General features: G+C 55.2%; 24 protein-coding genes, 4 tRNA genes and 1 rRNA gene. All 29 read right to left on the bottom strand.

Going from position 1 to position 24,930, the window contains the following annotated elements:
- Positions 1 to 7: 7 nt before the first annotated feature.
- The 29 genes from rpsC to rrf all read right to left on the bottom strand — a co-directional run bounded on the left by rpsC (position 8) and on the right by rrf (position 24,924).
- Complete coding sequence (gene rpsC / locus BW33_RS26825) at positions 8 to 694, bottom strand: 30S ribosomal protein S3 (protein WP_003176422.1); 687 nt, start codon at positions 692 to 694, stop codon at positions 8 to 10.
- A 13-nt stretch (positions 695 to 707) separates the two neighbouring features.
- Positions 708 to 1,040 (bottom strand): 50S ribosomal protein L22, encoded by a 333-nt coding sequence (gene rplV / locus BW33_RS26820; protein ID WP_003103908.1) that lies wholly within the window; start codon positions 1,038 to 1,040, stop codon positions 708 to 710.
- Between the two features lie 11 nt (positions 1,041 to 1,051).
- Positions 1,052 to 1,327, bottom strand: a complete 276-nt coding sequence (gene rpsS / locus BW33_RS26815) for a 30S ribosomal protein S19 (RefSeq protein ID WP_003228731.1) — start codon at positions 1,325 to 1,327, stop codon at positions 1,052 to 1,054.
- Between the two features lie 16 nt (positions 1,328 to 1,343).
- Positions 1,344 to 2,168 (bottom strand): 50S ribosomal protein L2, encoded by an 825-nt coding sequence (gene rplB, locus BW33_RS26810; protein WP_003228734.1) that lies wholly within the window; start codon positions 2,166 to 2,168, stop codon positions 1,344 to 1,346.
- 14 nt (positions 2,169 to 2,182) lie between these two features.
- Positions 2,183 to 2,482, bottom strand: a complete 300-nt coding sequence (gene rplW / locus BW33_RS26805; RefSeq protein WP_002555488.1) for a 50S ribosomal protein L23 — start codon at positions 2,480 to 2,482, stop codon at positions 2,183 to 2,185.
- Positions 2,479 to 3,081, bottom strand: a complete 603-nt coding sequence (rplD, locus tag BW33_RS26800) for a 50S ribosomal protein L4 (RefSeq protein ID WP_003228735.1) — start codon at positions 3,079 to 3,081, stop codon at positions 2,479 to 2,481. The genes rplW and rplD overlap by 4 nt, the downstream gene beginning before the upstream one ends.
- 12 nt (positions 3,082 to 3,093) lie before the next feature.
- Positions 3,094 to 3,729: a 50S ribosomal protein L3 gene (gene rplC, locus BW33_RS26795; RefSeq protein ID WP_003228738.1), complete on the bottom strand. Its 636-nt coding sequence runs from the start codon at positions 3,727 to 3,729 to the stop codon at positions 3,094 to 3,096.
- Between the two features lie 80 nt (positions 3,730 to 3,809).
- Positions 3,810 to 4,121: a 30S ribosomal protein S10 gene (gene rpsJ / locus BW33_RS26790; protein ID WP_003186070.1), complete on the bottom strand. Its 312-nt coding sequence runs from the start codon at positions 4,119 to 4,121 to the stop codon at positions 3,810 to 3,812.
- Positions 4,122 to 4,278: 157 nt separating this feature from the next.
- Positions 4,279 to 5,472 (bottom strand): elongation factor Tu, encoded by a 1,194-nt coding sequence (gene tuf, locus BW33_RS26785; RefSeq protein WP_038362141.1) that lies wholly within the window; start codon positions 5,470 to 5,472, stop codon positions 4,279 to 4,281.
- A gap of 31 nt (positions 5,473 to 5,503) precedes the next feature.
- Positions 5,504 to 7,609 carry an elongation factor G gene (fusA, locus tag BW33_RS26780; protein ID WP_007962223.1) on the bottom strand — a complete coding sequence of 702 codons (2,106 nt, stop codon included), beginning with the start codon at positions 7,607 to 7,609 and terminating at the stop codon, positions 5,504 to 5,506.
- Between the two features lie 30 nt (positions 7,610 to 7,639).
- Positions 7,640 to 8,113, bottom strand: coding sequence for a 30S ribosomal protein S7 (gene rpsG, locus BW33_RS26775; RefSeq protein ID WP_003228745.1), 474 nt, complete (start codon positions 8,111 to 8,113; stop codon positions 7,640 to 7,642).
- A gap of 107 nt (positions 8,114 to 8,220) precedes the next feature.
- Positions 8,221 to 8,592, bottom strand: a complete 372-nt coding sequence (gene rpsL, locus BW33_RS26770; RefSeq protein WP_003186084.1) for a 30S ribosomal protein S12 — start codon at positions 8,590 to 8,592, stop codon at positions 8,221 to 8,223.
- 215 nt (positions 8,593 to 8,807) lie between these two features.
- Positions 8,808 to 13,007, bottom strand: coding sequence for a DNA-directed RNA polymerase subunit beta' (gene rpoC / locus BW33_RS26765; protein WP_007962225.1), 4,200 nt, complete (start codon positions 13,005 to 13,007; stop codon positions 8,808 to 8,810).
- 63 nt (positions 13,008 to 13,070) lie between these two features.
- A complete protein-coding gene (rpoB, locus tag BW33_RS26760) occupies positions 13,071 to 17,144 on the bottom strand; it encodes a DNA-directed RNA polymerase subunit beta (protein WP_047602474.1) in 4,074 nt (1,357 codons plus the stop codon).
- Between the two features lie 220 nt (positions 17,145 to 17,364).
- Positions 17,365 to 17,730 carry a 50S ribosomal protein L7/L12 gene (gene rplL, locus BW33_RS26755; RefSeq protein ID WP_007962228.1) on the bottom strand — a complete coding sequence of 122 codons (366 nt, stop codon included), beginning with the start codon at positions 17,728 to 17,730 and terminating at the stop codon, positions 17,365 to 17,367.
- Between the two features lie 74 nt (positions 17,731 to 17,804).
- Positions 17,805 to 18,305 carry a 50S ribosomal protein L10 gene (rplJ, locus tag BW33_RS26750; protein ID WP_003228752.1) on the bottom strand — a complete coding sequence of 167 codons (501 nt, stop codon included), beginning with the start codon at positions 18,303 to 18,305 and terminating at the stop codon, positions 17,805 to 17,807.
- 198 nt (positions 18,306 to 18,503) lie between these two features.
- Positions 18,504 to 19,199, bottom strand: coding sequence for a 50S ribosomal protein L1 (gene rplA, locus BW33_RS26745; protein WP_003228754.1), 696 nt, complete (start codon positions 19,197 to 19,199; stop codon positions 18,504 to 18,506).
- Positions 19,199 to 19,630: a 50S ribosomal protein L11 gene (rplK, locus tag BW33_RS26740; RefSeq protein ID WP_003228756.1), complete on the bottom strand. Its 432-nt coding sequence runs from the start codon at positions 19,628 to 19,630 to the stop codon at positions 19,199 to 19,201. Before rplK ends, rplA begins: the two co-directional genes overlap by 1 nt.
- Positions 19,631 to 19,747: 117 nt before the next feature.
- Positions 19,748 to 20,281, bottom strand: coding sequence for a transcription termination/antitermination protein NusG (gene nusG / locus BW33_RS26735; RefSeq protein WP_025113545.1), 534 nt, complete (start codon positions 20,279 to 20,281; stop codon positions 19,748 to 19,750).
- A 9-nt stretch (positions 20,282 to 20,290) separates the two neighbouring features.
- Positions 20,291 to 20,659 (bottom strand): preprotein translocase subunit SecE, encoded by a 369-nt coding sequence (gene secE / locus BW33_RS26730; protein ID WP_007962231.1) that lies wholly within the window; start codon positions 20,657 to 20,659, stop codon positions 20,291 to 20,293.
- 45 nt (positions 20,660 to 20,704) lie between these two features.
- Positions 20,705 to 20,780 (bottom strand) — tRNA-Trp (locus tag BW33_RS26725).
- Positions 20,781 to 20,833: 53 nt separating this feature from the next.
- Complete coding sequence (gene tuf, locus BW33_RS26720) at positions 20,834 to 22,027, bottom strand: elongation factor Tu (RefSeq protein ID WP_038362141.1); 1,194 nt, start codon at positions 22,025 to 22,027, stop codon at positions 20,834 to 20,836.
- An 84-nt stretch (positions 22,028 to 22,111) separates the two neighbouring features.
- Positions 22,112 to 22,187: transfer RNA gene (locus tag BW33_RS26715), tRNA-Thr, on the bottom strand.
- A 26-nt stretch (positions 22,188 to 22,213) separates the two neighbouring features.
- Positions 22,214 to 22,287 (bottom strand) — tRNA-Gly (locus BW33_RS26710).
- A gap of 24 nt (positions 22,288 to 22,311) precedes the next feature.
- Positions 22,312 to 22,396: transfer RNA gene (locus BW33_RS26705), tRNA-Tyr, on the bottom strand.
- 142 nt (positions 22,397 to 22,538) lie between these two features.
- On the bottom strand, positions 22,539 to 22,976 hold the full coding sequence (locus tag BW33_RS26700; protein ID WP_047602468.1) for a hypothetical protein: 438 nt from the start codon (positions 22,974 to 22,976) through the stop codon (positions 22,539 to 22,541).
- 7 nt (positions 22,977 to 22,983) lie between these two features.
- Entirely contained in the window at positions 22,984 to 23,733 is a 750-nt protein-coding gene (locus BW33_RS26695) for a pantothenate kinase (RefSeq protein WP_047602466.1), read from the bottom strand.
- Positions 23,723 to 24,676: a bifunctional biotin--[acetyl-CoA-carboxylase] ligase/biotin operon repressor BirA gene (gene birA, locus BW33_RS26690; RefSeq protein WP_047602463.1), complete on the bottom strand. Its 954-nt coding sequence runs from the start codon at positions 24,674 to 24,676 to the stop codon at positions 23,723 to 23,725. Before birA ends, BW33_RS26695 begins: the two co-directional genes overlap by 11 nt.
- A 132-nt stretch (positions 24,677 to 24,808) precedes the next feature.
- Positions 24,809 to 24,924, bottom strand: a 5S ribosomal RNA gene (rrf, locus tag BW33_RS26685).
- Positions 24,925 to 24,930 lie beyond the last annotated feature (6 nt).

Here is a 24,930-nt window from a genome sequence, read left to right as displayed (position 1 = left end):
GTACCCCTTACTTAGCAGCTTTTTTACGAGGCGCTGGTGCTTGTGGCTTCAGCTCTTCTTGGCGACCACCAATTACTTCGCCTTTGAAGATCCAAACCTTTACACCGATCACACCGTAGGTGGTGTGAGCTTCGTAGTTGGCATAGTCGATGTCGGCACGCAGGGTGTGCAGTGGCACACGACCTTCGCGATACCATTCAGTACGTGCGATTTCAGCACCGCCGAGACGACCGCTCACTTGGATTTTGATGCCTTTGGCACCAATGCGCATGGCGTTCTGTACTGCGCGCTTCATAGCGCGACGGAACATTACACGACGCTCCAGCTGCTGAGCTACGCTCTGCGCAACCAGCATACCGTCGAGCTCCGGCTTGCGGATCTCTTCGATATTGATGTGCACAGGCACACCCATTTGCTTGGTCAGGTCCTGACGCAGTTTCTCAACATCTTCACCTTTCTTCCCGATAACGATACCTGGACGAGCGGTGTGGATGGTGATGCGTGCAGTTTGGGCCGGACGATGGATATCGATACGGCTTACGGACGCGCTTTTTAGTTTGTCTTGGAGATACTCACGCACTTTCAGATCTGCGAACAAGTAGTCCGCATAAGTCCGACCGTCTGCGTACCAGACGGAGGTGTGCTCCTTGACGATTCCCAGGCGAATGCCAATGGGATGTACTTTCTGACCCATCTCTTCGACTCCGTTACTTGTCAGCAACCTTGACAGTGATATGGCAAGACCGCTTGACGATGCGATCAGCACGGCCTTTGGCACGTGGCATGATGCGCTTCAGCGAACGCCCTTCGTTGACGAAAACAGTGCTGACCTTCAGGTCATCAACGTCTGCGCCTTCGTTATGCTCGGCGTTGGCTACGGCCGACTCCAGCACTTTCTTCATGATCTCGGCGGCTTTCTTACTGCTGAAAGCCAACAGGTTGAGCGCTTCGCCCACCTTCTTCCCGCGGATCTGGTCGGCGACCAAGCGGGCTTTCTGGGCGGAGATTCGAGCGCCCGACAACTTAGCGGCTACTTCCATTTCCTTACCCCTTAACGCTTGGCTTTCTTGTCTGCCACGTGCCCACGATAAGTGCGGGTACCGGCGAACTCGCCCAGTTTATGGCCAACCATGTCTTCGTTCACGAGAACTGGGACGTGCTGACGGCCGTTGTGTACTGCGATGGTCAGACCGACCATTTGTGGCAGGATCATCGAACGACGCGACCAAGTCTTAATTGGTTTGCGATCGTTCTTTTCCGCCGCCACTTCGATCTTCTTCAGTAGGTGAAGATCAATAAAAGGACCTTTTTTCAGAGAACGTGGCACTGTCGTATCCCTCTATTTACTTGCGACGACGGACGATCATTTTGTCGGTACGCTTATTACCACGAGTCTTCGCGCCCTTAGTCGGGAAGCCCCATGGCGATACCGGATGACGACCACCAGAGGTACGACCTTCACCACCACCATGTGGGTGGTCAACCGGGTTCATGGCAACACCACGAACGGTTGGGCGAACGCCACGCCAGCGTTTGGCACCAGCTTTACCCAGCGAACGCAGGCTGTGCTCGGAGTTCGAGACTTCGCCCAGGGTCGCACGGCATTCAGCCAGGACTTTACGCATTTCACCGGAACGCAGACGCAGGGTAACGTACACGCCTTCACGAGCGATCAGCTGAGCCGAAGCACCAGCGGAACGAGCGATCTGCGCGCCTTTACCTGGCTTCAGTTCGATGCCGTGTACGGTAGAACCGACTGGAATGTTGCGCAGTTGCAGAGCGTTGCCTGGCTTGATTGGAGCCAGAGCACCTGCGATCAGCTGGTCGCCAGCACTCACGCCTTTAGGGGCGATGATGTAGCGACGCTCGCCGTCTGCGTAGCAGAGCAGTGCGATGTGAGCAGTACGGTTTGGATCGTATTCGATACGCTCGACAGTGGCGACGATGCCATCTTTGTCGTTGCGACGGAAATCGACCATACGGTAATGCTGCTTATGACCACCACCGATGTGACGAGTGGTAATACGGCCATTGTTGTTACGACCACCAGTCTTCGATTTTTTCTCGAGCAGCGGTGCGTGAGGAGCGCCTTTATGCAGCTCCTGGTTGACCACCTTGACCACAAAACGGCGGCCAGGGGAAGTCGGTTTGCATTTAACGATTGCCATGATGCACCCCTTCCTTACTCAGCACTGCTGCTGAAATCGAGATCTTGGCCTGGCTGAAGGGAGATAACTGCCTTCTTCCAGTCATTACGCTTGCCCAGACCGCGAGCAGTGCGCTTGCTCTTACCCAGAACGTTCAGGGTAGTGACGCGCTCTACTTTCACGCTGAACAGGCTTTCGACGGCCTTCTTGATTTCCAGCTTGGTTGCATCAGTAGCAACCTTGAAAACGAACTGGCCTTTCTTGTCTGCCAGAACCGTAGCCTTCTCGGAAACGTGCGGGCCAAGCAGAACTTTAAATACGCGTTCCTGGTTCATCCCAGCAGCTCCTCGAATTTCTTCACGGCCGACACGGTGATCAACACCTTGTCGTATGCGATCAGACTAACTGGATCGGAACCTTGCACGTCACGTACATCTACGTGTGGCAGGTTACGAGCAGCCAGGTACAGGTTCTGATCAACAGCATCCGACACGATGAGAACATCGGTCAGGCTCATGTTGTTCAGCTTGCCCAGCAGATCTTTGGTTTTCGGAGTTTCAACAGCGAAATCCTGAACCACGACCAGACGATCAGTACGCACCAGCTCAGCAAGGATGGAACGCATTGCTGCGCGATACATCTTCTTGTTCAGCTTCTGGGAGTGATCCTGTGGACGAGCCGCGAAAGTGGTACCGCCGCCACGCCAGATTGGGCTACGGATAGTACCGGCACGAGCACGGCCAGTACCTTTCTGACGCCATGGGCGCTTGCCGCCACCACGAACGTCGGAACGGGTCTTCTGCTGCTTGCTACCTTGACGGCCGCCGGCCATGTAGGCCACGACTGCTTGGTGAACCAGCGTCTCGTTGAATTCGCCGCCAAATGTCAGTTCGGAAACTTCGATCGCTTGAGCGTCATTTACATTTAATTGCATGTCAGCTTCCCCTTAACCGCGAGCCTTGGCTGCTGGACGTACAACCAGGTTGCCGCCAGTAGCGCCAGGAACAGCGCCCTTGACCAACAACAGATTGCGTTCAGCGTCCACGCGCACTACTTCCAGGGACTGCACGGTCACGCGCTCAGCGCCCATATGACCGGACATTTTTTTGCCCTTGAATACACGACCAGGAGTCTGGCACTGGCCGATAGAGCCTGGGACGCGGTGGGATACGGAGTTACCGTGGGTGTTATCTTGCCCGCGGAAATTCCAACGCTTGATCGTACCCTGGAAGCCCTTACCCTTGGACTGACCGGTTACATCAACCAGTTGACCAGCGGCGAAGATTTCAGCGTTGATCAGATCGCCAGCCTGGTACTCGCCTTCTTCAAGACGGAATTCCATGGTGGTGCGACCAGCGGCAACGTTCGCTTTAGCGAAGTGGCCAGCTTGAGCTGCTGTTACACGCGAAGCACGACGCTCGCCGACAGTGACTTGCACTGCACGATAGCCATCGGTCTCTTCAGTTTTGAACTGGGTGACGCGATTCGGCTCGATCTCAATGACCGTGACCGGAATGGAGACACCTTCTTCGGTGAAAATACGGGTCATACCGCATTTACGACCGACTACACCAATAGTCATGTTGTAAACCTCATGAGTGTACGGGGCTTTCACCCGCTATGGCCGCCCATTTCAGAGCGTTACACGACCAAGACCGAGTCTTAGCCGAGGCTGATCTGCACTTCCACACCGGCCGCAAGATCAAGCTTCATAAGAGCATCAACGGTTTTATCCGTTGGCTGGACGATGTCCAGAACGCGCTTATGAGTGCGGATTTCGTACTGGTCACGCGCGTCTTTGTTGACGTGCGGGGAAACCAGAACAGTGAACCGCTCTTTACGGGTAGGCAGTGGAATTGGACCACGCACTTGAGCACCAGTACGTTTCGCGGTTTCCACGATTTCCTGGGTTGATTGGTCGATCAGGCGATGGTCAAAGGCCTTCAACCTGATACGGATTTGCTGATTTTGCATTGGATTTCAGACTCCGGCTGCTATTCCCACCGGGCGCAATACGCCCGTTAAAAGGAGGCGCAATTCTATAGACGCCCCAGATAGGTGTCAACCCAATAAAAAAGCCCCCGCTGAGCGGGGGCTTTTTCAATTCATCAAGCAGACTCTATAAAAGAGATTACTCGATGATTTTGGCTACGACGCCAGCGCCGACGGTACGACCGCCTTCACGGATAGCGAAACGCAGACCGTCTTCCATCGCGATGGTTTTGATCAGGGTAACAGTCATCTGAATGTTGTCACCTGGCATTACCATTTCAACGCCTTCTGGCAGCTCGCAGTTACCAGTCACGTCAGTAGTACGGAAGTAGAACTGTGGACGGTAGCCTTTGAAGAACGGAGTGTGGCGACCGCCTTCTTCCTTGCTCAGAACGTAAACTTCTGCGGTGAACTTGGTGTGCGGCTTAACCGAACCCGGCTTAACCAGAACCTGACCACGCTCAACGTCGTCACGCTTGGTACCACGCAGCAGAACGCCGCAGTTCTCGCCAGCACGACCTTCGTCGAGCAGCTTGCGGAACATTTCAACACCGGTGCAGGTGGAAACGGTAGTGTCACGCAGACCAACGATTTCCAGCGGATCTTGAACGCGAACGATACCGCGCTCGATACGACCAGTCACAACAGTACCGCGACCCGAGATCGAGAATACGTCTTCGATTGGCATCAGGAACGGCTTGTCGATCATACGAACTGGTTCTGGGATGTAGCTGTCCAGAGTTTCAACCAGCTTCTTGACGGCAGTGGTGCCCATCTCGTTGTCGTCTTTGCCTTCCAGCGCCATACGAGCCGAACCGATGATGATTGGAGTGTCATCGCCCGGGAAGTCGTAGGTGGACAGCAGGTCGCGAACTTCCATCTCAACCAGTTCCAGCAGCTCAGCGTCGTCTACCAGGTCAGCCTTGTTCAGGAAAACCACGATGTACGGAACGCCTACCTGACGGGACAGCAGGATGTGCTCACGGGTTTGTGGCATCGGACCATCAGCGGCCGAGCAAACCAGGATAGCGCCGTCCATTTGAGCAGCACCGGTGATCATGTTCTTCACATAGTCAGCGTGACCTGGGCAGTCAACGTGAGCGTAGTGACGGATCAGCGAGTTGTACTCAACGTGCGCGGTGTTGATGGTGATACCGCGAGCTTTTTCTTCTGGAGCGCTGTCGATCTTGTCGAATTCAACTACGGCCGAACCGAAAACTTCGGAGCAGACGCGAGTCAGAGCAGCGGTCAGAGTGGTTTTACCGTGGTCAACGTGACCGATGGTGCCAACGTTGACGTGCGGTAGGGAACGATCAAATTTTTCTTTAGCCACGACAATTAACTCCTAGCCTAAAGGGGCTGAATCAGCCTTGTTTTTTGGTTACGGACTCGACGATGTGCGACGGAGCCGTATCGTATTTTTTGAATTCCATAGAGTAGCTTGCGCGACCCTGAGACATGGAACGAACGTCGGTCGCATAACCGAACATTTCACCCAGTGGAACTTCGGCACGGATAACCTTGCCGGACACTGTGTCTTCCATACCCTGGATCATGCCGCGACGACGGTTAAGGTCGCCCATTACATCACCCATATAGTCTTCAGGCGTAACAACCTCTACCGCCATGATCGGCTCGAGCAACTCACCACCGCCCTTCTGGGCCAGTTGCTTGGTCGCCATGGAAGCAGCCACCTTGAACGCCATCTCGTTGGAGTCGACGTCGTGGTAAGAACCATCGAACACGGTAGCCTTCAGGCCGATCAGCGGATAGCCGGCAACAACGCCGTTCTTCATCTGCTCTTCGATACCCTTCTGGATAGCCGGGATGTATTCCTTAGGAACCACACCACCTACGACTTCGTTCACAAATTGCAGACCTTCCTGACCTTCGTCAGCAGGAGCAAAACGGATCCAGCAGTGACCGAACTGGCCACGACCGCCGGACTGGCGAACGAACTTGCCTTCGATTTCGCAGTTCTTCGTGATGCGCTCACGATAGGAAACCTGAGGCTTACCGATGTTGGCTTCGACGTTGAACTCACGGCGCATCCGGTCAACCAGGATGTCCAGGTGCAACTCGCCCATGCCGGAGATGATCGTCTGACCAGTCTCTTCATCAGTTTTAACGCGGAAAGACGGGTCTTCCTGAGCCAACTTGCCCAGTGCGATACCCATTTTTTCCTGGTCATCCTTGGTCTTAGGCTCTACGGCAACCGAAATAACCGGCTCCGGGAAGTCCATGCGAACCAGGATGATTGGCTTGTCAGCGTTGCAGAGGGTTTCACCAGTGGTGACATCCTTCATGCCGATCAGGGCCGCGATGTCGCCAGCGCGTACTTCCTTGATCTCTTCACGGGCGTTTGCGTGCATTTGCACCATACGACCCACGCGCTCTTTCTTGCCTTTAACCGAGTTGATCACGCCGTCGCCGGAGTTCAACACGCCCGAGTAAACGCGGACGAAGGTCAAGGTACCCACGAATGGGTCGGTAGCGATTTTGAACGCCAGTGCCGCGAACGGCTCGTCGTCACTTGCGTGACGCTCCATTTCCTCTTCCTCGTTATCAGGGTTCGAGCCCTTGATAGCTGGAATGTCGGTTGGAGCAGGCAGGAAGTCGATAACGGCGTCGAGAACCAGGGGAACACCCTTGTTCTTGAACGACGAACCGCACACAGCCAGAACGATTTCGCCAGCGATAGTACGCTGACGCAGAGCGGCCTTGATCTCTTCGATCGACAGCTCTTCGCCTTCCAGGTACTTGTTCATCAGCTCTTCACTGGCTTCGGCCGCAGCCTCAACCATGTTGCTGCGCCACTCAGTAGCCAGCTCGAGCATGTCCGCAGGGATTTCCTTGCGAACAGGAACCATACCCTTGTCAGAGTCGTTCCAGTAAACAGCCTGCATGTTGATCAGGTCGATCTGGCCCTGGAAGTTGTCTTCCGAACCGATAGCCAACTGAATCGGCACCGGAGTGTGACCCAGACGCTGCTTGATCTGACCGATCACGCGCAGGAAGTTGGCACCAGCACGGTCCATCTTGTTTACGTAAACAAGACGTGGAACGCCGTATTTGTTGGCTTGACGCCATACGGTTTCCGACTGTGGCTCAACACCCGAAGTACCGCAGAATACAACGACAGCGCCGTCGAGTACGCGCAGGGAACGCTCAACTTCAATGGTGAAGTCTACGTGGCCCGGGGTATCGATGACGTTGAAGCGGTGTTCGTGAGGATACTGCTTCTCGGAACCTTTCCAGAAGGCGGTAATGGCAGCAGAAGTAATGGTAATACCACGCTCCTGCTCCTGAACCATCCAGTCTGTGGTCGCGGCGCCGTCATGCACCTCGCCCATTTTGTGACTTTTGCCAGTGTAAAAAAGGACGCGCTCGGTGGTGGTGGTTTTACCAGCATCCACGTGAGCGACGATACCGATGTTACGGTAGCGACTAATCGGAGTAGTACGAGCCATAAAGCCCTCGCAAAATTAGTGAAGCTAAAATTAGAAGCGGTAGTGCGAGAAAGCTTTGTTGGCTTCGGCCATACGGTGCACGTCTTCACGCTTCTTAACAGCAGCACCTTTACCTTCAGCAGCATCCAGCAGTTCGCCAGCCAAACGCAGAGCCATAGACTTCTCGCCACGCTTACGGGCGAAGTCTACCAACCAGCGCATTGCCAGAGCGTTACGGCGGGAAGGACGAACCTCGACCGGAACCTGGTAAGTAGCACCACCAACGCGGCGCGACTTCACTTCGACCAGCGGAGCGATGGCGTCGAGTGCTTTTTCGAAGAGTTCCAGGGGATCGGTGCCGGCCTTACGAGCCTTCACGGTTTCCAGGGCACCATAAACGATACGTTCGGCAACGGCTTTCTTACCGCTTTCCATAACGTGGTTCATGAATTTGGCGAGGATCTGGCTTCCGTATTTCGGATCGTCCAGAATCTCACGCTTTGCTGCTACGCGACGTCTTGGCATGATAAGCCCTCAAGCGGTCTTCAGGTTAGTTCGGGACAGATCCATTGGATGCAAGCCCGACCTTACTCTTATCGACTCAATAAAATGAAAATCTGCAAAACGGCCGATTACTTCGGACGCTTGGTACCGTACTTCGAACGACCCTGGTTACGACCTTTAACGCCGGAAGTATCCAAGGAGCCGCGAACGGTGTGGTAACGAACACCTGGCAAGTCTTTTACACGACCGCCGCGGATCAGTACCACGCTGTGCTCTTGCAGGTTGTGGCCTTCACCGCCGATGTACGAGGAAACCTCGAAACCGTTGGTCAGACGCACACGGCATACTTTACGCAGTGCCGAGTTAGGTTTTTTCGGCGTAGTGGTGTACACACGGGTGCACACGCCACGACGTTGCGGGCAGTTCTGCAGCGCAGGTACGTCGGATTTCTCGACGATACGCTTACGCGGCTGACGTACCAGCTGGTTGATAGTTGCCATCTACTAGCTCCACTGTTGTCTTGCGACGCTATTGTCTTGCAAGAAAAGCAAAATGGCAGGAACGGATTCCCGCCAAATTTAGGGGATCAAGAGTCTAAAGAGGATCTTGTCCCCAGTCAAGGCAAGGCCCCGACCTCCCCGTCCTTCGAACCTTGACAATTTGTCTCGATTCGACGAACGGAGCGATCAGGGCCTTAGCTCATTTATCGCAGAACTCAGTTACCGCTCGAGTTCAGCGCTTCGGTCAGTGCAGCTTCCACTTCACTGGCGCTTACGCGCAACGGCTTGTCTGCATCACGACGACGCTTGCGCTCGCTGTGATAAGCCAGACCGGTACCGGCCGGGATCAGACGACCCACAACCACGTTTTCTTTCAGGCCGCGCAGGTAGTCGCGCTTGCCGGTGACTGCCGCTTCGGTCAGTACGCGGGTGGTTTCCTGGAAGGAAGCCGCCGAGATGAACGATTCGGTCGACAACGACGCCTTGGTGATACCCAGCAGAACGCGGGTGAACTTGGAGACAAATTTGTCTTCCGCGTTCAGACGCTCGTTCTCTACCAGTACGTGAGTCAGTTCCATCTGGTCGCCCTTGATGAAGCTGGAATCGCCAGACTCGGAGATCTCAACTTTACGCAGCATCTGACGCAGGATGGTCTCGATGTGCTTGTCGTTGATCTTCACGCCTTGCAGACGATAAACGTCCTGGATCTCGTTCACGATGTACTTGGCCAGCGCGCTCACACCCAGCAGACGCAGGATGTCGTGCGGATCGCTTGGACCGTCGGAGATAACTTCGCCGCGGTTTACCTGTTCGCCTTCGAACACGTTCAGGTGACGCCACTTCGGAATCAGCTCTTCGTACGGATCGCTACCGTCGTTCGGGGTAATGACCAGACGGCGCTTGCCTTTGGTCTCTTTACCGAACGCGATGGTGCCGCTGACTTCAGCCAGAATCGACGCTTCTTTCGGACGACGAGCTTCGAACAGGTCGGCAACACGCGGCAGACCACCGGTGATGTCACGAGTCTTCGAAGTTTCTTGCGGGATACGAGCGATAACATCACCGATCGCGATCTTCGCACCGTCCGCAACACCAACCAGGGCGTTGGCTGGCAGGAAGTACTGAGCGATAACGTCAGTGCCTGGCAGCAACAGATCCTTGCCGTTGTCGTCGACCATCTTCACTGCAGGACGGATTTCCTTGCCGGCAGCTGGACGATCTTTCGCGTCGAGTACTTCAATGTTGGTCATACCGGTCAATTCGTCAGTCTGACGCTTGATCGTGATGCCTTCTTCCATGCCCACGTAGGTCACGGTACCTTTCATTTCGGTAACGATCGGGTGAGTGTGCGGATCCCACTTGGCCACGATTGCGCCAGCGTCGACCTTGTCACCTTCTTTAACCGAAATCACGGCACCGTACGGCAGCTTGTAACGCTCGCGCTCACGACCGAAGTCATCAGCGATTGCCAGCTCACCGGAACGGGACACAGCAACCAGATGGCCATCCACACGCTCAACGTGTTTCAGGTTGTGCAGACGGACGGTACCGCCATTCTTCACCTGAACGCTGTCGGCTGCGGAAGTACGGCTTGCCGCACCACCGATGTGGAACGTACGCATCGTCAGCTGGGTACCCGGCTCACCGATGGACTGGGCAGCGATAACGCCGACCGCTTCACCGATGTTCACCTGGTGACCACGAGCCAGATCACGGCCGTAGCACTTGGCGCAAATGCCATAGCGGGTTTCGCAACTGATTGGCGAACGCACGATCACTTCGTCGATGCTGTTCAGCTCGATGAACTCGACCCACTTCTCATCTACCAGAGTACCGGCAGGAACGATGACGTCCTCGGTACCTGGCTTGAATACGTCACGGGCAATAACACGACCCAATACGCGCTCACCCAACGGCTCTACAACGTCACCGCCTTCAATGTGCGGAGTCATCAGCAGACCGTGTTCGGTGCCGCAATCGATCTCGGTTACAACCAGATCCTGCGCCACGTCTACCAGACGACGAGTCAGGTAACCGGAGTTCGCAGTTTTCAACGCGGTATCCGCCAGACCTTTACGAGCACCGTGAGTCGAGATGAAGTACTGGAGTACGCTCAGACCTTCACGGAAGTTCGCAGTAATCGGCGTTTCAATGATGGAACCGTCCGGCTTGGCCATCAGACCACGCATACCGGCCAGCTGACGAATCTGTGCTGCGGAACCCCGCGCACCCGAGTCGGCCATCATGTACATCGAGTTGAAGGACTCTTGGTCGACTTCGTCGCCGTGACGGTCGATGACTTTCTCTTTCGAGAGGTTGGCCATCATCGCCTTGGAAACTTCGTCGTTCGCCTTCGACCAAAGGTCGATCACTTTGTTGTACTTCTCGCCCTGGGTTACCAGACCGGAGGCGTACTGGCTCTCGATCTCTTTCACTTCGTCGGTGGCTGCACCGATGATGCGGGCTTTTTCGTCCGGGATAACGAAGTCGTTAACACCGATGGAAACGCCGGAGATGGTCGAGTAAGCGAAACCGGTGTACATCAACTGGTCAGCGAAGATCACGGTCTCTTTCAGACCAACCACGCGGTAGCACTGGTTGATCAGCTTGGAGATCGCCTTTTTCTTCATCGGCAGGTTGACGACATCGTACGACAGACCTTTTGGCACAACCTGGAACAGCAGCGCACGGCCGACGGTGGTGTCGACGATACGGGTACCGCTCACGCTGTTGCCGTCACGGTCGTTGACGGTCTCGTTGATACGAACCTTGACCTTGGCGTGCAGTGCGGCTTCGCCGGCACGGAACACACGGTCAACTTCCTGCAGATCCGCGAATACACGACCTTCGCCCTTGGCGTTGATCGCTTCACGAGTCATGTAGTACAGACCCAATACAACGTCCTGCGACGGAACGATGATTGGCTCACCGTTGGCTGGCGACAGAATGTTGTTGGTCGACATCATCAACGCACGCGCTTCGAGCTGGGCTTCCAGCGTCAGCGGTACGTGCACGGCCATTTGGTCGCCGTCGAAGTCGGCGTTGTACGCGGCGCAGACCAGAGGGTGCAGCTGGATAGCCTTACCTTCGATCAGTACCGGTTCAAACGCCTGGATACCCAGACGGTGAAGGGTCGGTGCACGGTTGAGAAGAACCGGGTGTTCGCGAATCACTTCAGCGAGAACGTCCCAAACCTCTGGCAGTTCGCGCTCGACCATTTTCTTGGCCGCTTTGATGGTGGTCGCGAGACCACGCATTTCCAGCTTGCCGAAAATGAACGGTTTGAACAGCTCGAGAGCCATCTTCTTCGGCAGACCACACTGGTGCAGACGCAGGGTCGGACCTACGGTAATTACCGAACGACCGGAGTAGTCAACACGCTTACCGAGCAAGTTCTGACGGAAACGACCTTGCTTACCCTTGATCATGTCAGCCAGGGATTTCAGAGGACGCTTGTTCGAACCGGTGATAGCGCGGCCACGACGACCGTTGTCGAGCAGTGCATCGACAGCTTCCTGCAACATACGCTTTTCGTTGCGCACGATGATGTCCGGAGCGGACAGATCCAGCAGGCGCTTCAAACGGTTGTTACGGTTGATCACTCGACGATACAGATCGTTGAGGTCGGAAGTCGCGAAACGACCACCATCCAGCGGGACCAGCGGACGCAGATCTGGCGGCAGAACCGGCAGAACGGTCAGCACCATCCACTCTGGCAGGTTGCCGGAACCCTGGAAGGCTTCCATCAACTTCAGACGCTTGGACAGCTTCTTGATCTTGGTTTCCGAGTTGGTTTGCGGAATCTCTTCGCGCAGACGGCCAATCTCGTGTTCCAGGTCGATAGCGTGCAGCAGTTCACGGACAGCTTCTGCACCCATGCGGGCGTCGAAGTCGTCACCGAACTCTTCCAGCGCTTCGAAGTACTGCTCGTCGTTCAGCAGCTGACCTTTTTCAAGGGTGGTCATGCCTGGATCGATAACGACATAGCTCTCGAAGTAGAGAACGCGCTCGATATCACGCAGGGTCATGTCCATCAGCAAGCCGATACGGGACGGCAGCGACTTCAGGAACCAGATGTGGGCAACCGGCGAAGCCAGTTCGATGTGCGCCATGCGCTCACGACGAACCTTGGCCAGTGCAACTTCAACGCCGCACTTCTCGCAGATCACACCACGGTGCTTCAAGCGCTTGTACTTACCGCACAGGCACTCGTAATCCTTTACCGGGCCAAAAATCTTGGCGCAGAACAAACCGTCACGCTCAGGTTTGAACGTACGGTAGTTGATGGTTTCCGGCTTTTTAACTTCACCGAACGACCACGAGCGGATCATCTCAGGCGAGGCCAATCCGATACGGATGGCGTCGAACTCTTCGACTTGACCCTGGTTTTTCAGCAAATTCAGTAGGTCTTTCAAGGCCTTTCCTCCTGGCGGAGCAGAGAGCGGGCAATCCTGCCCCGCTCTCGATCGCGTCACGTGTTATTCGGTTTCCAGATCGATATCGATGCCGAGGGAACGAATTTCCTTGATCAACACGTTGAAGGACTCGGGCATGCCCGGCTCCATACGGTGATCGCCATCCACGATGTTTTTGTACATCTTGGTACGGCCGTTCACATCGTCCGACTTCACTGTGAGCATTTCTTGCAGAGTGTAAGCGGCACCGTATGCTTCCAGTGCCCAGACCTCCATCTCCCCGAAACGCTGACCACCGAACTGTGCCTTACCACCCAGCGGCTGCTGGGTAACCAGGCTGTACGAACCGGTAGAACGCGCGTGCATCTTGTCGTCTACCAAGTGGTTCAGCTTCAGCATGTACATGTAGCCAACGGTAACTGGACGCTCGAACTTGTTGCCGGTACGGCCGTCAGTCAGCTGCATCTGGCCGCTTTCCGGCAGGTCTGCCAGTTTCAGCATGGCCTTGATTTCGCTTTCCTTGGCACCGTCGAACACTGGAGTGGCCATTGGAACGCCGCCACGCAGGTTCTTCGCCAGATCCAGGATTTCCTGATCGGAGAAGCTGTCCAGATCTTCGTTACGACCGCCGATCTGGTTGTAGATCTCGTCCAGGAAGGTCCGCAGTTCAGCGACTTTACGCTGCTCTTCGACCATCCGGTTGATCTTCTCGCCCAGACCTTTGGCCGCGAGGCCCAGGTGGGTTTCGAGGATCTGACCAACGTTCATACGCGAAGGTACGCCCAACGGGTTGAGGACGACGTCGACCGGGGTGCCATTGGCATCGTGCGGCATGTCTTCAACCGGCATGATCACGGAGACCACACCTTTGTTACCGTGACGACCGGCCATCTTGTCGCCCGGCTGGATGCGACGACGGATTGCCAGGTAAACCTTGACGATTTTCAGCACGCCTGGAGCCAGGTCATCGCCCTGCTGCAGTTTGCGCTTCTTGTCTTCGAACTTGTCGTCCAGCAGACGGCGGCGATCAACGATGTAGGCCTGAGCCTTCTCGAGCTGCTCGTTAAGAGCATCTTCAGCCATGCGCAGTTTGAACCACTGACCATGCTCAAGACCGTCGAGTACTTCGTCGGTGATGTCCTGACCTTTCTTCAGACCGGCGCCGCCTTCAGCCTTATGGCCTACCAAAGCGGAGCGCAGACGCTCGAAGGTCGCGCCTTCTACGATACGGAACTCTTCGTTCAGATCCTTGCGGATCTCGTCCAGCTGGGACTTCTCGATCGACAGTGCACGAGCATCACGCTCGACGCCGTCGCGGGTGAAGACCTGTACGTCGATGACAGTACCCTTGGTACCGGTAGGTACACGCAGGGAGGTGTCTTTAACGTCGCTGGCTTTTTCACCGAAGATCGCACGCAGCAGTTTTTCTTCCGGAGTCAGTTGGGTCTCGCCTTTCGGAGTGACCTTGCCCACCAGAATGTCGCCTGCGCCTACTTCAGCACCTACGTAAACGATACCGGCTTCGTCCAGCTTGTTCAGTGCAGCTTCACCCACGTTCGGGATGTCCGCAGTGATTTCCTCTGGGCCAAGCTTGGTGTCACGGGCCACACAGGTCAGTTCCTGAATGTGGATCGTGGTGAAGCGGTCTTCCTGAACCACACGCTCGGACAGGCAGATGGAGTCTTCGAAGTTGAAGCCGTTCCATGCCATGAACGCGATGCGCATGTTCTGACCCAGTGCCAGCTCACCCATGTCGGTGGACGGACCGTCGGCCATGATGTCGCTACGCTGAACGCGATCACCCTTGCTCACCAGCGGACGCTGGTTGATGCAGGTGTTCTGGTTCGAGCGGGTGTACTTGGTCAGGTTGTAGATGTCGACACCAGCTTCGCCAGTTTCAACTTCGTCATCGGCAACACGAACCACGATACGGCTGGCATCAACGGAGTCGATCACGCCGCCACGACGAGCCACGACGCAAACGCCGGAGTCGCGAGCCACGTTACGCTCCATACCGGTACCTACCAGCGGCTTGTCAGCGCGCAGGGTTGGTACAGCTTGACGCTGCATGTTCGAACCCATCAACGCACGGTTGGCGTCGTCGTGCTCGAGGAACGGAATCAGCGACGCTGCAACCGAAACTACCTGCTTCGGCGAAACGTCCATCAGGGTGACGTCTTCCGGCGCCTTGACGGTGAATTCGTTCAGGTGACGTACGGCTACCAGTTCGTCGATCAGAACTTTCTGCTCGTTCATGGTCGCCGAAGCCTGCGCGATCACATGATCGGCTTCTTCAATGGCGGACAGGAACACGATCTCGTCGGTGACGACACCTTCTTTCACCACTCGGTACGGGCTTTCCAGGAAGCCGTACTGGTTGGTGCGGGCATAAGCAGCCAAGGAGTTGATCAGACCAATGTTCGGACCTTCCGGCGTCTCAATCGGGCATACACGACCGTAGTGAGTCGGGTGTACGTCACGGACTTCAAAGCCTGCGCGCTCACGAGTCAGACCGCCAGGGCCGAGTGCAGAGACACGACGCTTGTGGGTGATCTCGGACAGCGGGTTGTTCTGGTCCATGAACTGCGAGAGCTGGCTGGAACCGAAGAACTCTTTCACCGCCGCAGCCACTGGCTTGGCGTTGATCAGGTCTTGCGGCATCAGGCCTTCGCTTTCAGCCATCGACAAACGCTCTTTGACCGCACGCTCAACACGTACCAGGCCAACGCGGAACTGGTTCTCGGCCATTTCGCCTACGCAGCGAACACGACGGTTACCCAGGTGGTCGATGTCATCGACGATGCCTTTACCGTTACGGATGTCGACCAGAGTCTTCAGGACCGCGACGATGTCTTCCTTGCACAGCACGCCCGAACCTTCGATCTCGGTACGACCGATACGACGGTTGAACTTCATCCGGCCGACCGCAGACAGGTCATAGCGCTCAGGACTGAAGAACAGGTTGTTGAACAGGGTCTCGGCAGCATCTTTGGTTGGCGGCTCGCCTGGACGCATCATGCGATAAATCTCGACCAGCGCTTCCAATTGGTTGCTGGTGGAGTCGATCTTCAGCGTGTCGGAGACGAACGGACCGCAGTCGATGTCGTTGGTGTACAGAGTTTCGATGCGAACGACGCCGGCCTTGGCGATTTTCGCCAGGACTTCAGTGGAAAGCTCGGTGTTGCACTCTGCCAGGATTTCGCCGGTAGCCGGATGCACGATGACCTTGGCGGTAGTGCGACCCAGGACGTAGTCCAGAGGCACGTCCAGCTCTTTGATCCCGGCTTTTTCCAGCTGGTTGATGTGGCGGGCAGTAATACGACGGCCCTGCTCGACAATAACCTTGCCTTTATCGTCCTGGATATCGAGGACAGCTACTTCACCGCGCAGACGCTGAGGCACCAGTTCCAGGCTCAGGCCTTCGCCTTTAACGTGGAATACGTTGGTGGTGTAGAAAGCGTCCAGCACTTCTTCGGTGGTGTAGCCGAGCGCGCGCAGCAGTACCGAGGCCGGCAGCTTGCGACGACGGTCGATACGCACAAATACGCAGTCTTTCGGGTCGAACTCAAAGTCCAGCCACGAACCGCGGTAAGGAATGATGCGCGCGGAGTACAGCAGTTTACCGGAGCTGTGCGTCTTGCCGCGGTCGTGGTCGAAGAACACGCCCGGGGAACGGTGCAGCTGGGAAACGATAACACGCTCGGTACCGTTGATTACGAAGGTACCGTTCTCAGTCATCAATGGGATTTCGCCCATGTAGACTTCTTGCTCTTTGATGTCCTTGATCGCTTTGTTCGACGATTCTTTGTCGAAAATGATCAGGCGCACTTTTACCCGCAAAGGTACGGCGAAAGTTACACCGCGCAATACGCATTCTTTGACATCAAATGCCGGTTCGCCCAGGCGATAACCGACGTACTCCAGCGCAGCATTGCCGGAGTAGCTGATGATCGGGAAAACGGATTTGAAGGCCGCATGCAGGCCCACGTCGCGGAACTGATCTTTAGTCGCTCCCGCTTGCAAGAATTCACGATACGAATCCAGCTGGATGGCCAGGAGGTACGGCACATCCATGACGTCCGGCAACTTGCTAAAGTCCTTGCGGATACGTTTTTTCTCAGTATATGAGTAAGCCATCAGCGTTCCCCAGCTTGGTCACCTGCTTGTTTGGCCCCTCCCGACGGGAGCAGCCAGAAAATCGTGCAAACCCCATGGTTTGCGCCACCGCATCGGGTGGTTACAGCTCGTTATCGGCGCCGACCCAGTCGGCTGCCAATAACGGAAAAAGGCCGGTGGCAAGAGCCACCAGCCATCAGCCTGTCGCTTGACGCTCGGGCTGGAGGAGCAAAGTCGATACTTATTTCAGTTCGACTTTAGCGCCTGCTTCTTCCAGCTTCTTCTTGGCGTCTTCAGCAGCTTCTTTCGAAACGCCTTCAGCTACAACCTGAGGAGCGCCGTCTACTTTCTCTTTGGCTTCTTTCAGGCCCAGACCGGTCAGTTCACGAACTGCCTTGATCACGTTAACCTTCTTCTCGCCAGCTTCCAGCAGAACAACGTTGAACTCGGTTTGCTCTTCAACAGCAGCAGCAGCTACAGCTGGGCCAGCCGAAGCAGCAGCAGCGGTAACACCGAAAGTTTCTTCCATCGCTTTGATCAGCTCAACGATTTCCACTACGGATTTCTGGCCGATTGCTTCGATGATTTGTTCGTTAGTCAGAGACATGACTCAATTCCTGAATTGGGGGACGGCCTACGCGACCATCGAAATAAACAAAAAACGCGAGAAGTTGACGAGCCTTAGGCTGCGGCAGCTTCTTTCTGGTCGCGAATTGCCGCCAGAGTACGAGCCAACTTGCTGGTAGCGCCTTGAATCACGCTCATCAGCTGAGAAATTGCTTCGTCACGGGTCGGCAGAGTTGCCAGTACGTCGATCTGATTAGCTGCGAGGAACTTGCCCTCGAACGCAGCTGCCTTGATCTCGAACTTGTCCTGACCCTTGGCAAACTCTTTGAAGATACGGGCAGCAGCGCCCGGATGTTCGTTCGAGAATGCGATCAGGGTCGGGCCGGTGAACACGTCGTTGAGGACACTGTATTCAGTGTCGGCAACAGCGCGCTTGAGCAGGGTGTTACGTACAACACGTACGTAAACGCCAGCTTCACGAGCCTCTTTACGGAGTCCGGTCATTGCGCCTACTGTTACGCCACGGGCATCAACCACGACAGCGGACAGAGCGACTTTGGCAGCCTCGTTGACTTCAGCGACGATGGCCTTCTTGTCTTCGAGATTAATTGCCACGGGTTTAACTCCTGCTTGTTACCGTTTCACTCGGTCGGAACCGAATGTCGTTTTGGTGTCTGATTCGGTAAGGAACCGGGAGCACCATCTGCGTAGGCTTGTGGTTTAAGGCTTGCGCCGCCTACGGTCTTGGATAGCCCCCGCCAGGCAGGGACCCCAATCTTTCAATTGGCGCGAATAATCGCACCAACCTTTGTCTTACGCGTCCAGCGAGCTCTGGTCGATAACCAGACCTGGGCCCATAGTTGTGCTCAGGGTAACGCGCTTGACGTAGATACCTTTCGAGGAAGCGGGCTTGATGCGCTTCAGATCAGCGATCAGGGCTTCAACGTTTTCCTTCAGCTTGACGGCATCGAAGCCGATCTTGCCAACGGAAGTGTGGATGATGCCGTTTTTGTCGGTGCGATAACGAACCTGACCAGCCTTGGCGTTTTTAACCGCGGTAGCTACGTCTGGAGTTACGGTGCCGACTTTCGGGTTAGGCATCAGGCCACGTGGACCGAGGATCTGACCCAGTTGACCTACAACGCGCATGGCATCCGGGGATGCGATCACTACGTCATAGTTCAGGTCGCCGCCTTTCATTTCGGCAGCCAGGTCGTCCATACCTACACGGTCAGCGCCGGCAGCCAGAGCGGCCTCAGCAGCTGGACCCTGGGTGAACACAGCAACGCGAACGGTCTTGCCAGTGCCGTGTGGCAGCACAGTAGCGCTACGGACAACCTGGTCGGATTTACGCGGGTCTACGCCCAGGTTTACAGCAACGTCGAACGACTCGCTGAACTTGACAGTCGACAGCTCAGCCAGCAGAGCAGCAGCGTCTACAATGTTGTAGGCCTTGCCTGCTTCGATTTTGCCGGCGATAGCCTTTTGACGCTTGGTCAGCTTAGCCATTACACACCCTCCACGTTAAGGCCCATGCTACGAGCAGAACCGGCGATAGTACGCACGGCTGCATCCATATCAGCTGCAGTAAGATCCGCGTTTTTGGTTTTCGCGATTTCTTCCAGCTGAGCACGGGTAACAGTGCCAACCTTAACGGTGTTCGGACGAGCGGAACCGCTGGTCAGACCGGCCGCCTTCTTCAGCAGAACCGAAGCAGGGGTGGATTTGGTTTCGAAAGTGAAGCTACGGTCGCTGTAGACAGTGATGATCACTGGAGTCGGCAGACCTGCTTCAAGACCCTGAGTACGGGCGTTGAAAGCCTTGCAGAATTCCATGATGTTCACGCCGTGCTGACCCAGAGCAGGACCAACAGGTGGGCTTGGGTTAGCCTGAGCGGCCTTCACTTGCAGCTTGATGTAAGCGGTAATCTTCTTGGCCATGAGGCACTCCAATTACGGGTTCGAACGCCTCGAAAGGCTCCCCGGTTACTTGCGCGTTTATCCCAGTGACGACAAAACCCCACAGCCTAGGGCTGCGGGGTTGGGATGCTTGTTCAGTTAGACCTTTTCGACCTGACTGAACTCTAACTCTACCGGAGTAGAGCGACCGAAAATAAGCACTGCCACCTGGACACGACTCTTTTCGTAGTTAACTTCTTCGACGGTGCCGTTAAAGTCAGCGAATGGACCGTCAGTAACACGAACCACCTCACCCGGCTCAAACAGAGTCTTCGGCTTCGGCTTATCGCTACCATCAGCGACGCGACGCAGAATGGCTTCCGCCTCTTTATCAGTGATTGGCGCAGGCTTGTCGGCGGTACCGCCAATGAAGCCCATCACCCGAGGAGTATCCTTGACCAAGTGCCAAGTACCCTCGTTCATATCCATCTGTACCAGCACATAACCTGGGAAGAACTTGCGTTCGCTTTTGCGCTTCTGGCCATTACGCATTTCAACCACTTCTTCAGTGGGAACCAGAATTTCGCCGAAGCCATCTTCCATGCCAGCCAGCTTTACGCGCTCAATCAGCGAGCGCATGACATGCTTCTCGTAACCCGAGTAAGCATGCACAACGTACCAACGCTTAGCCACGGGACACCCTTAGCCGACAATCAAGGAAACAAGCCAGCCGAGCAGGGAGTCAACACCCCACAACAGCAACGCCATAACGATAACCACAGCAACAACGATCAACGTTGTCTGCGTGGTTTCCTGGCGAGTTGGCCATACGACTTTACGAATCTCGGTGCGAGCTTCCTTAACCAGTACAAAGAACGACTTGCCCTTTGCAGTCTGCAGGCCTACAAATGCAGCTACAGCAGCAATGACGAGCAAAGCGAGTACACGGTACAGGATCGGCGAAGCAGCGTAATACTGATTGCCAACAACGCCTACAACCACCAAAGCAACTACTACAAGCCACTTGAGCAGATCGAAGCGAGAGCCTTGAGCTTCAGCTTTAGGAGTCATCTATGAAGATCCTGTGAAAAGAAAGCCAGACACACCGAGTGAATCTGGCAGGTCAGGAGGGAATCGAACCCCCAACCTACGGTTTTGGAGACCGTCGCTCTGCCAATTGAGCTACTGACCTAAAACAAAATCAGGCCGACCATTATGCCGGCCCGAAAAATACATTACAACCGCTTATTCGATGATTTTGGCTACGACGCCAGCGCCGACGGTACGACCGCCTTCACGGATAGCGAAACGCAGGCCGTCTTCCATCGCGATGGTTTTGATCAGGGTAACAGTCATCTGAATGTTGTCACCTGGCATTACCATTTCAACGCCTTCTGGCAGCTCGCAGTTACCAGTCACGTCAGTAGTACGGAAGTAGAACTGTGGACGGTAGCCTTTGAAGAACGGCGTGTGGCGACCGCCTTCTTCCTTGCTCAGAACGTAAACTTCTGCAGTGAACTTGGTGTGCGGCTTAACCGAACCCGGCTTAACCAGAACCTGACCACGCTCAACGTCGTCACGTTTGGTACCACGCAGCAGAACGCCGCAGTTCTCGCCAGCACGACCTTCGTCGAGCAGCTTGCGGAACATTTCAACACCGGTGCAGGTGGAAACGGTAGTGTCACGCAGACCAACGATTTCCAGCGGATCTTGAACGCGAACGATACCGCGCTCGATACGACCAGTCACAACAGTACCGCGACCCGAGATCGAGAATACGTCTTCGATTGGCATCAGGAACGGCTTGTCGATCATACGAACTGGTTCTGGGATGTAGCTGTCCAGAGTTTCAACCAGCTTCTTGACGGCAGTGGTGCCCATCTCGTTGTCGTCTTTGCCTTCCAGCGCCATACGAGCCGAACCGATGATGATTGGAGTGTCATCGCCCGGGAAGTCGTAGGTGGACAGCAGGTCGCGAACTTCCATCTCAACCAGTTCCAGCAGCTCAGCGTCGTCTACCAGGTCAGCCTTGTTCAGGAAAACCACGATGTACGGAACGCCTACCTGACGGGACAGCAGGATGTGCTCACGGGTTTGTGGCATCGGACCATCAGCGGCCGAGCAAACCAGGATAGCGCCGTCCATTTGAGCAGCACCGGTGATCATGTTCTTCACATAGTCAGCGTGACCTGGGCAGTCAACGTGAGCGTAGTGACGGATCAGCGAGTTGTACTCAACGTGCGCGGTGTTGATGGTGATACCGCGAGCTTTTTCTTCTGGAGCGCTGTCGATCTTGTCGAATTCAACTACGGCCGAACCGAAAACTTCGGAGCAGACGCGAGTCAGAGCAGCGGTCAGAGTGGTTTTACCGTGGTCAACGTGACCAATGGTCCCTACGTTGACGTGGGGCAGGGAACGATCAAATTTTTCCTTAGCCATCGATAACACCCTCAACAGAAGAATTAGACGAACGATATCTACCATTAAAACAAAGGCAGATATTTTCATATCTGCCTTGTTATATGGAGCTCTTGAGCGGATTTGAACCGCTGACCTCACCCTTACCAAGGGTGTGCTCTACCAACTGAGCTACAAGAGCGTAACACTTTGCACAACCTGCAAACTTGGAGCGGGTAGCGGGAATCGAACCCGCATCATCAGCTTGGAAGGCTGAGGTTCTACCACTAAACTATACCCGCGGAGCTTGCAGCTCACGCTAAAAATGGTGGAGGGGGAAGGATTCGAACCTTCGAAGTCGTAGACGTCAGATTTACAGTCTGATCCCTTTGGCCGCTCGGGAACCCCTCCTAAGCGAGCCGGCATTCTATACTATGCCGACCTTCTGTCAAGCATTTTCTCATTAAAAACCTGAGGTTAGCTGCGTTGACACCGCTCCGCTTTGACAACCTGTTTAGGTGTTCGCTGTGGAGCGGGCGCCATTCTATGCAAACTATTCCAGCGGTGCAACCCCCTCACACAGCATTATTTTATGTTTTAACTCATTGAATTCCTTGGAAAGGTTCTGCAACTGCACATCCCCCAATAAACGCTGGCTTTCGGGCGCAATGCGCAACCAGTAACCAGGCTCAGGGAGATCCTTTTGCAATGGCTGAGCCTTCACATTCATGGCTACCAGCCGCCGCTGCAGCCCGGAAACACCCTCCTCGCGAGTCAAACCACCCAGAAACAGACAGTCCTGCCCCACACGTCGCGCGCCCTGCGCTTCTCGGGAGTCACCACCTGCCTCACTCAGCAGGCGAATATCTTGCTGGGACCCACGGTACATGCTGAGAGGTGTGACATCCTTTGCACGCAAGGGCGCTTCCTGCTGATGCCAGACGTAATAGAACACATTGAGTACAACAAGCAGCAGGAACAACCAACGCATATAAACCTCAAGATAAAGGACACGCCATGGCTAACCCTACAAATACGAGGTCAGGGACAATCCGAGCATCAGGCACTACGTCCGCAACCAATCCAGCATCGCCACCTGTAATAAAGACAGTAAAGCGCTCCCCCCAATAGGTCCGAGCCATTTCCATCTGGGTCAGGACGAAACCTCTCAACATTAAAGAGCACCCACGCTCCACCGCCTCAACAGTGCTGCGTCCCGGAGCATGACTCGTCAGCGCTTGCTCGGCAGCCAAGTCCCCATAACGGATTTTCCGGGTATGAGTACGCAATTGATTTCGCATCAAGGGCATCCCTGGACAAATGTACCCCCCGAGATGTTCACCTTCGGCACTAATAAAATCCGCCGTCACAGCAGTACCGAAATCCAGAATCAGGCAAGCACCTTCAGCCAGGTGAAAGCCACCAAGCATCGCCAACCAGCGGTCCAGTCCCAGGCGCTCATAGTCCTCATAGCCATTCCTGACGCCAGACATTTCACGGGCCGACCTGGCGCACACGACCGAGACCCCGAACGTCTGCTCGAGAATTCGAGTGAGCGCGGCAGTTTCTTCACTGGTTCTTACGCTGACCAACCGACATTTACGCAACGACAGGCTGTCAAATGCACACAGGCTATCTACCAGAGTCTGATCCGAGTCGACCACACCCTCCGCGAAAAGACCGCCAGCGGCTGTATTCAATACACGCCACTTGATAAAGCTATTCCCACAGTCGAGCTCAAGAATCATCACGCAACCTCAGGCTGAGCTCACCACCACTAAATACTTTTTCCACGCCGTCCACCTTCAAGCGCAGCGCACCCTGACTATCAATGCCAAGCACTACGCCGTCTATATGACTAACGCCCGCAATCAACGAAACCGGACGACCTTGCCACATGTGATCCTTTTCCCACTCCTCCTGGAGCGCAGAGAAACCGTCGATCTGATGGCGATGGATATAGCCGCGCAGTTGCTCGCTTAGCTCGGCCGTCAAGACATTGCGGTCACAGCTTTTGCCCGTCTCGAGCCGAATCGACGTCCATAGCTGGTCAACCTCCTGAGCAACCTGCATGTTCACATTAACGCCTATACCCAGCACAACATGACAAACATCTGCCGGATCCCCTACAAGCTCAAGAAGAATACCGGCGATTTTCTTGTTTCCGACCAGCACATCGTTGGGCCACTTCAATCCCGCGCCTGACACTCCCAGCTTTCGAAGAGCATGCATAACCGCCAAACCGACCACAAGACTCAAGCCCTCAAGCTGGCGCATGCCACCTTCGATGCGCAGGACAAGGCTGTAATAGAGATTTTCAGCAAAAGGGCTTACCCACTTACGCCCCCTGCGACCGCGACCAGAAATTTGCCTCTCTGCCAATACCAGAAACGGCGCCACTCGACCTTGATTGATCGCTCGCAGCGCCTCTGCATTGGTGGAATCAATGGAATCAAAGACTGTAACTGGCCAAACCGGTGCCAAAGCAGCAATCTTGAGGGGATCGAGCAGCGTCAAGGGCGAGGCCAGTTGATAGCCTCTACCCCGGACTTTGTTAATGGACAGCCCGAGTTCAGCCTCAAGATGCTGAAGCTGCTTCCAGACCGCACTTCGGCTAATCCCCAGCGCTATCCCCAAAGCCTCGCCGGAATGGAATCGACCATCCTTTAAAAGATTCAACAACGTCAGCATGCAGGTCTCGCCTCACAATGAGGCCCGAATAATATCCATGAGCTGGGCGATTGCATAGAAATCAAGCACACCACTTTCCTGCGGACAAAACAAAACCCCAACTGCTTTCGCAATTGGGGTTTCGGAATTTAATCTTGACGATGACCTACTCTCACATGGGGAAACCCCACACTACCATCGGCGATGCATCGTTTCACTTCTGAGTTCGGGATGGGATCAGGTGGTTCCAACGCTCTATGGTCGTCAAGAAATTC

The organism is Pseudomonas sp. RIT288, from assembly GCF_000631985.1.
GTDB lineage: Bacteria > Pseudomonadota > Gammaproteobacteria > Pseudomonadales > Pseudomonadaceae > Aquipseudomonas.
This window is presented reverse-complemented; position numbering and strand designations above follow the sequence as displayed.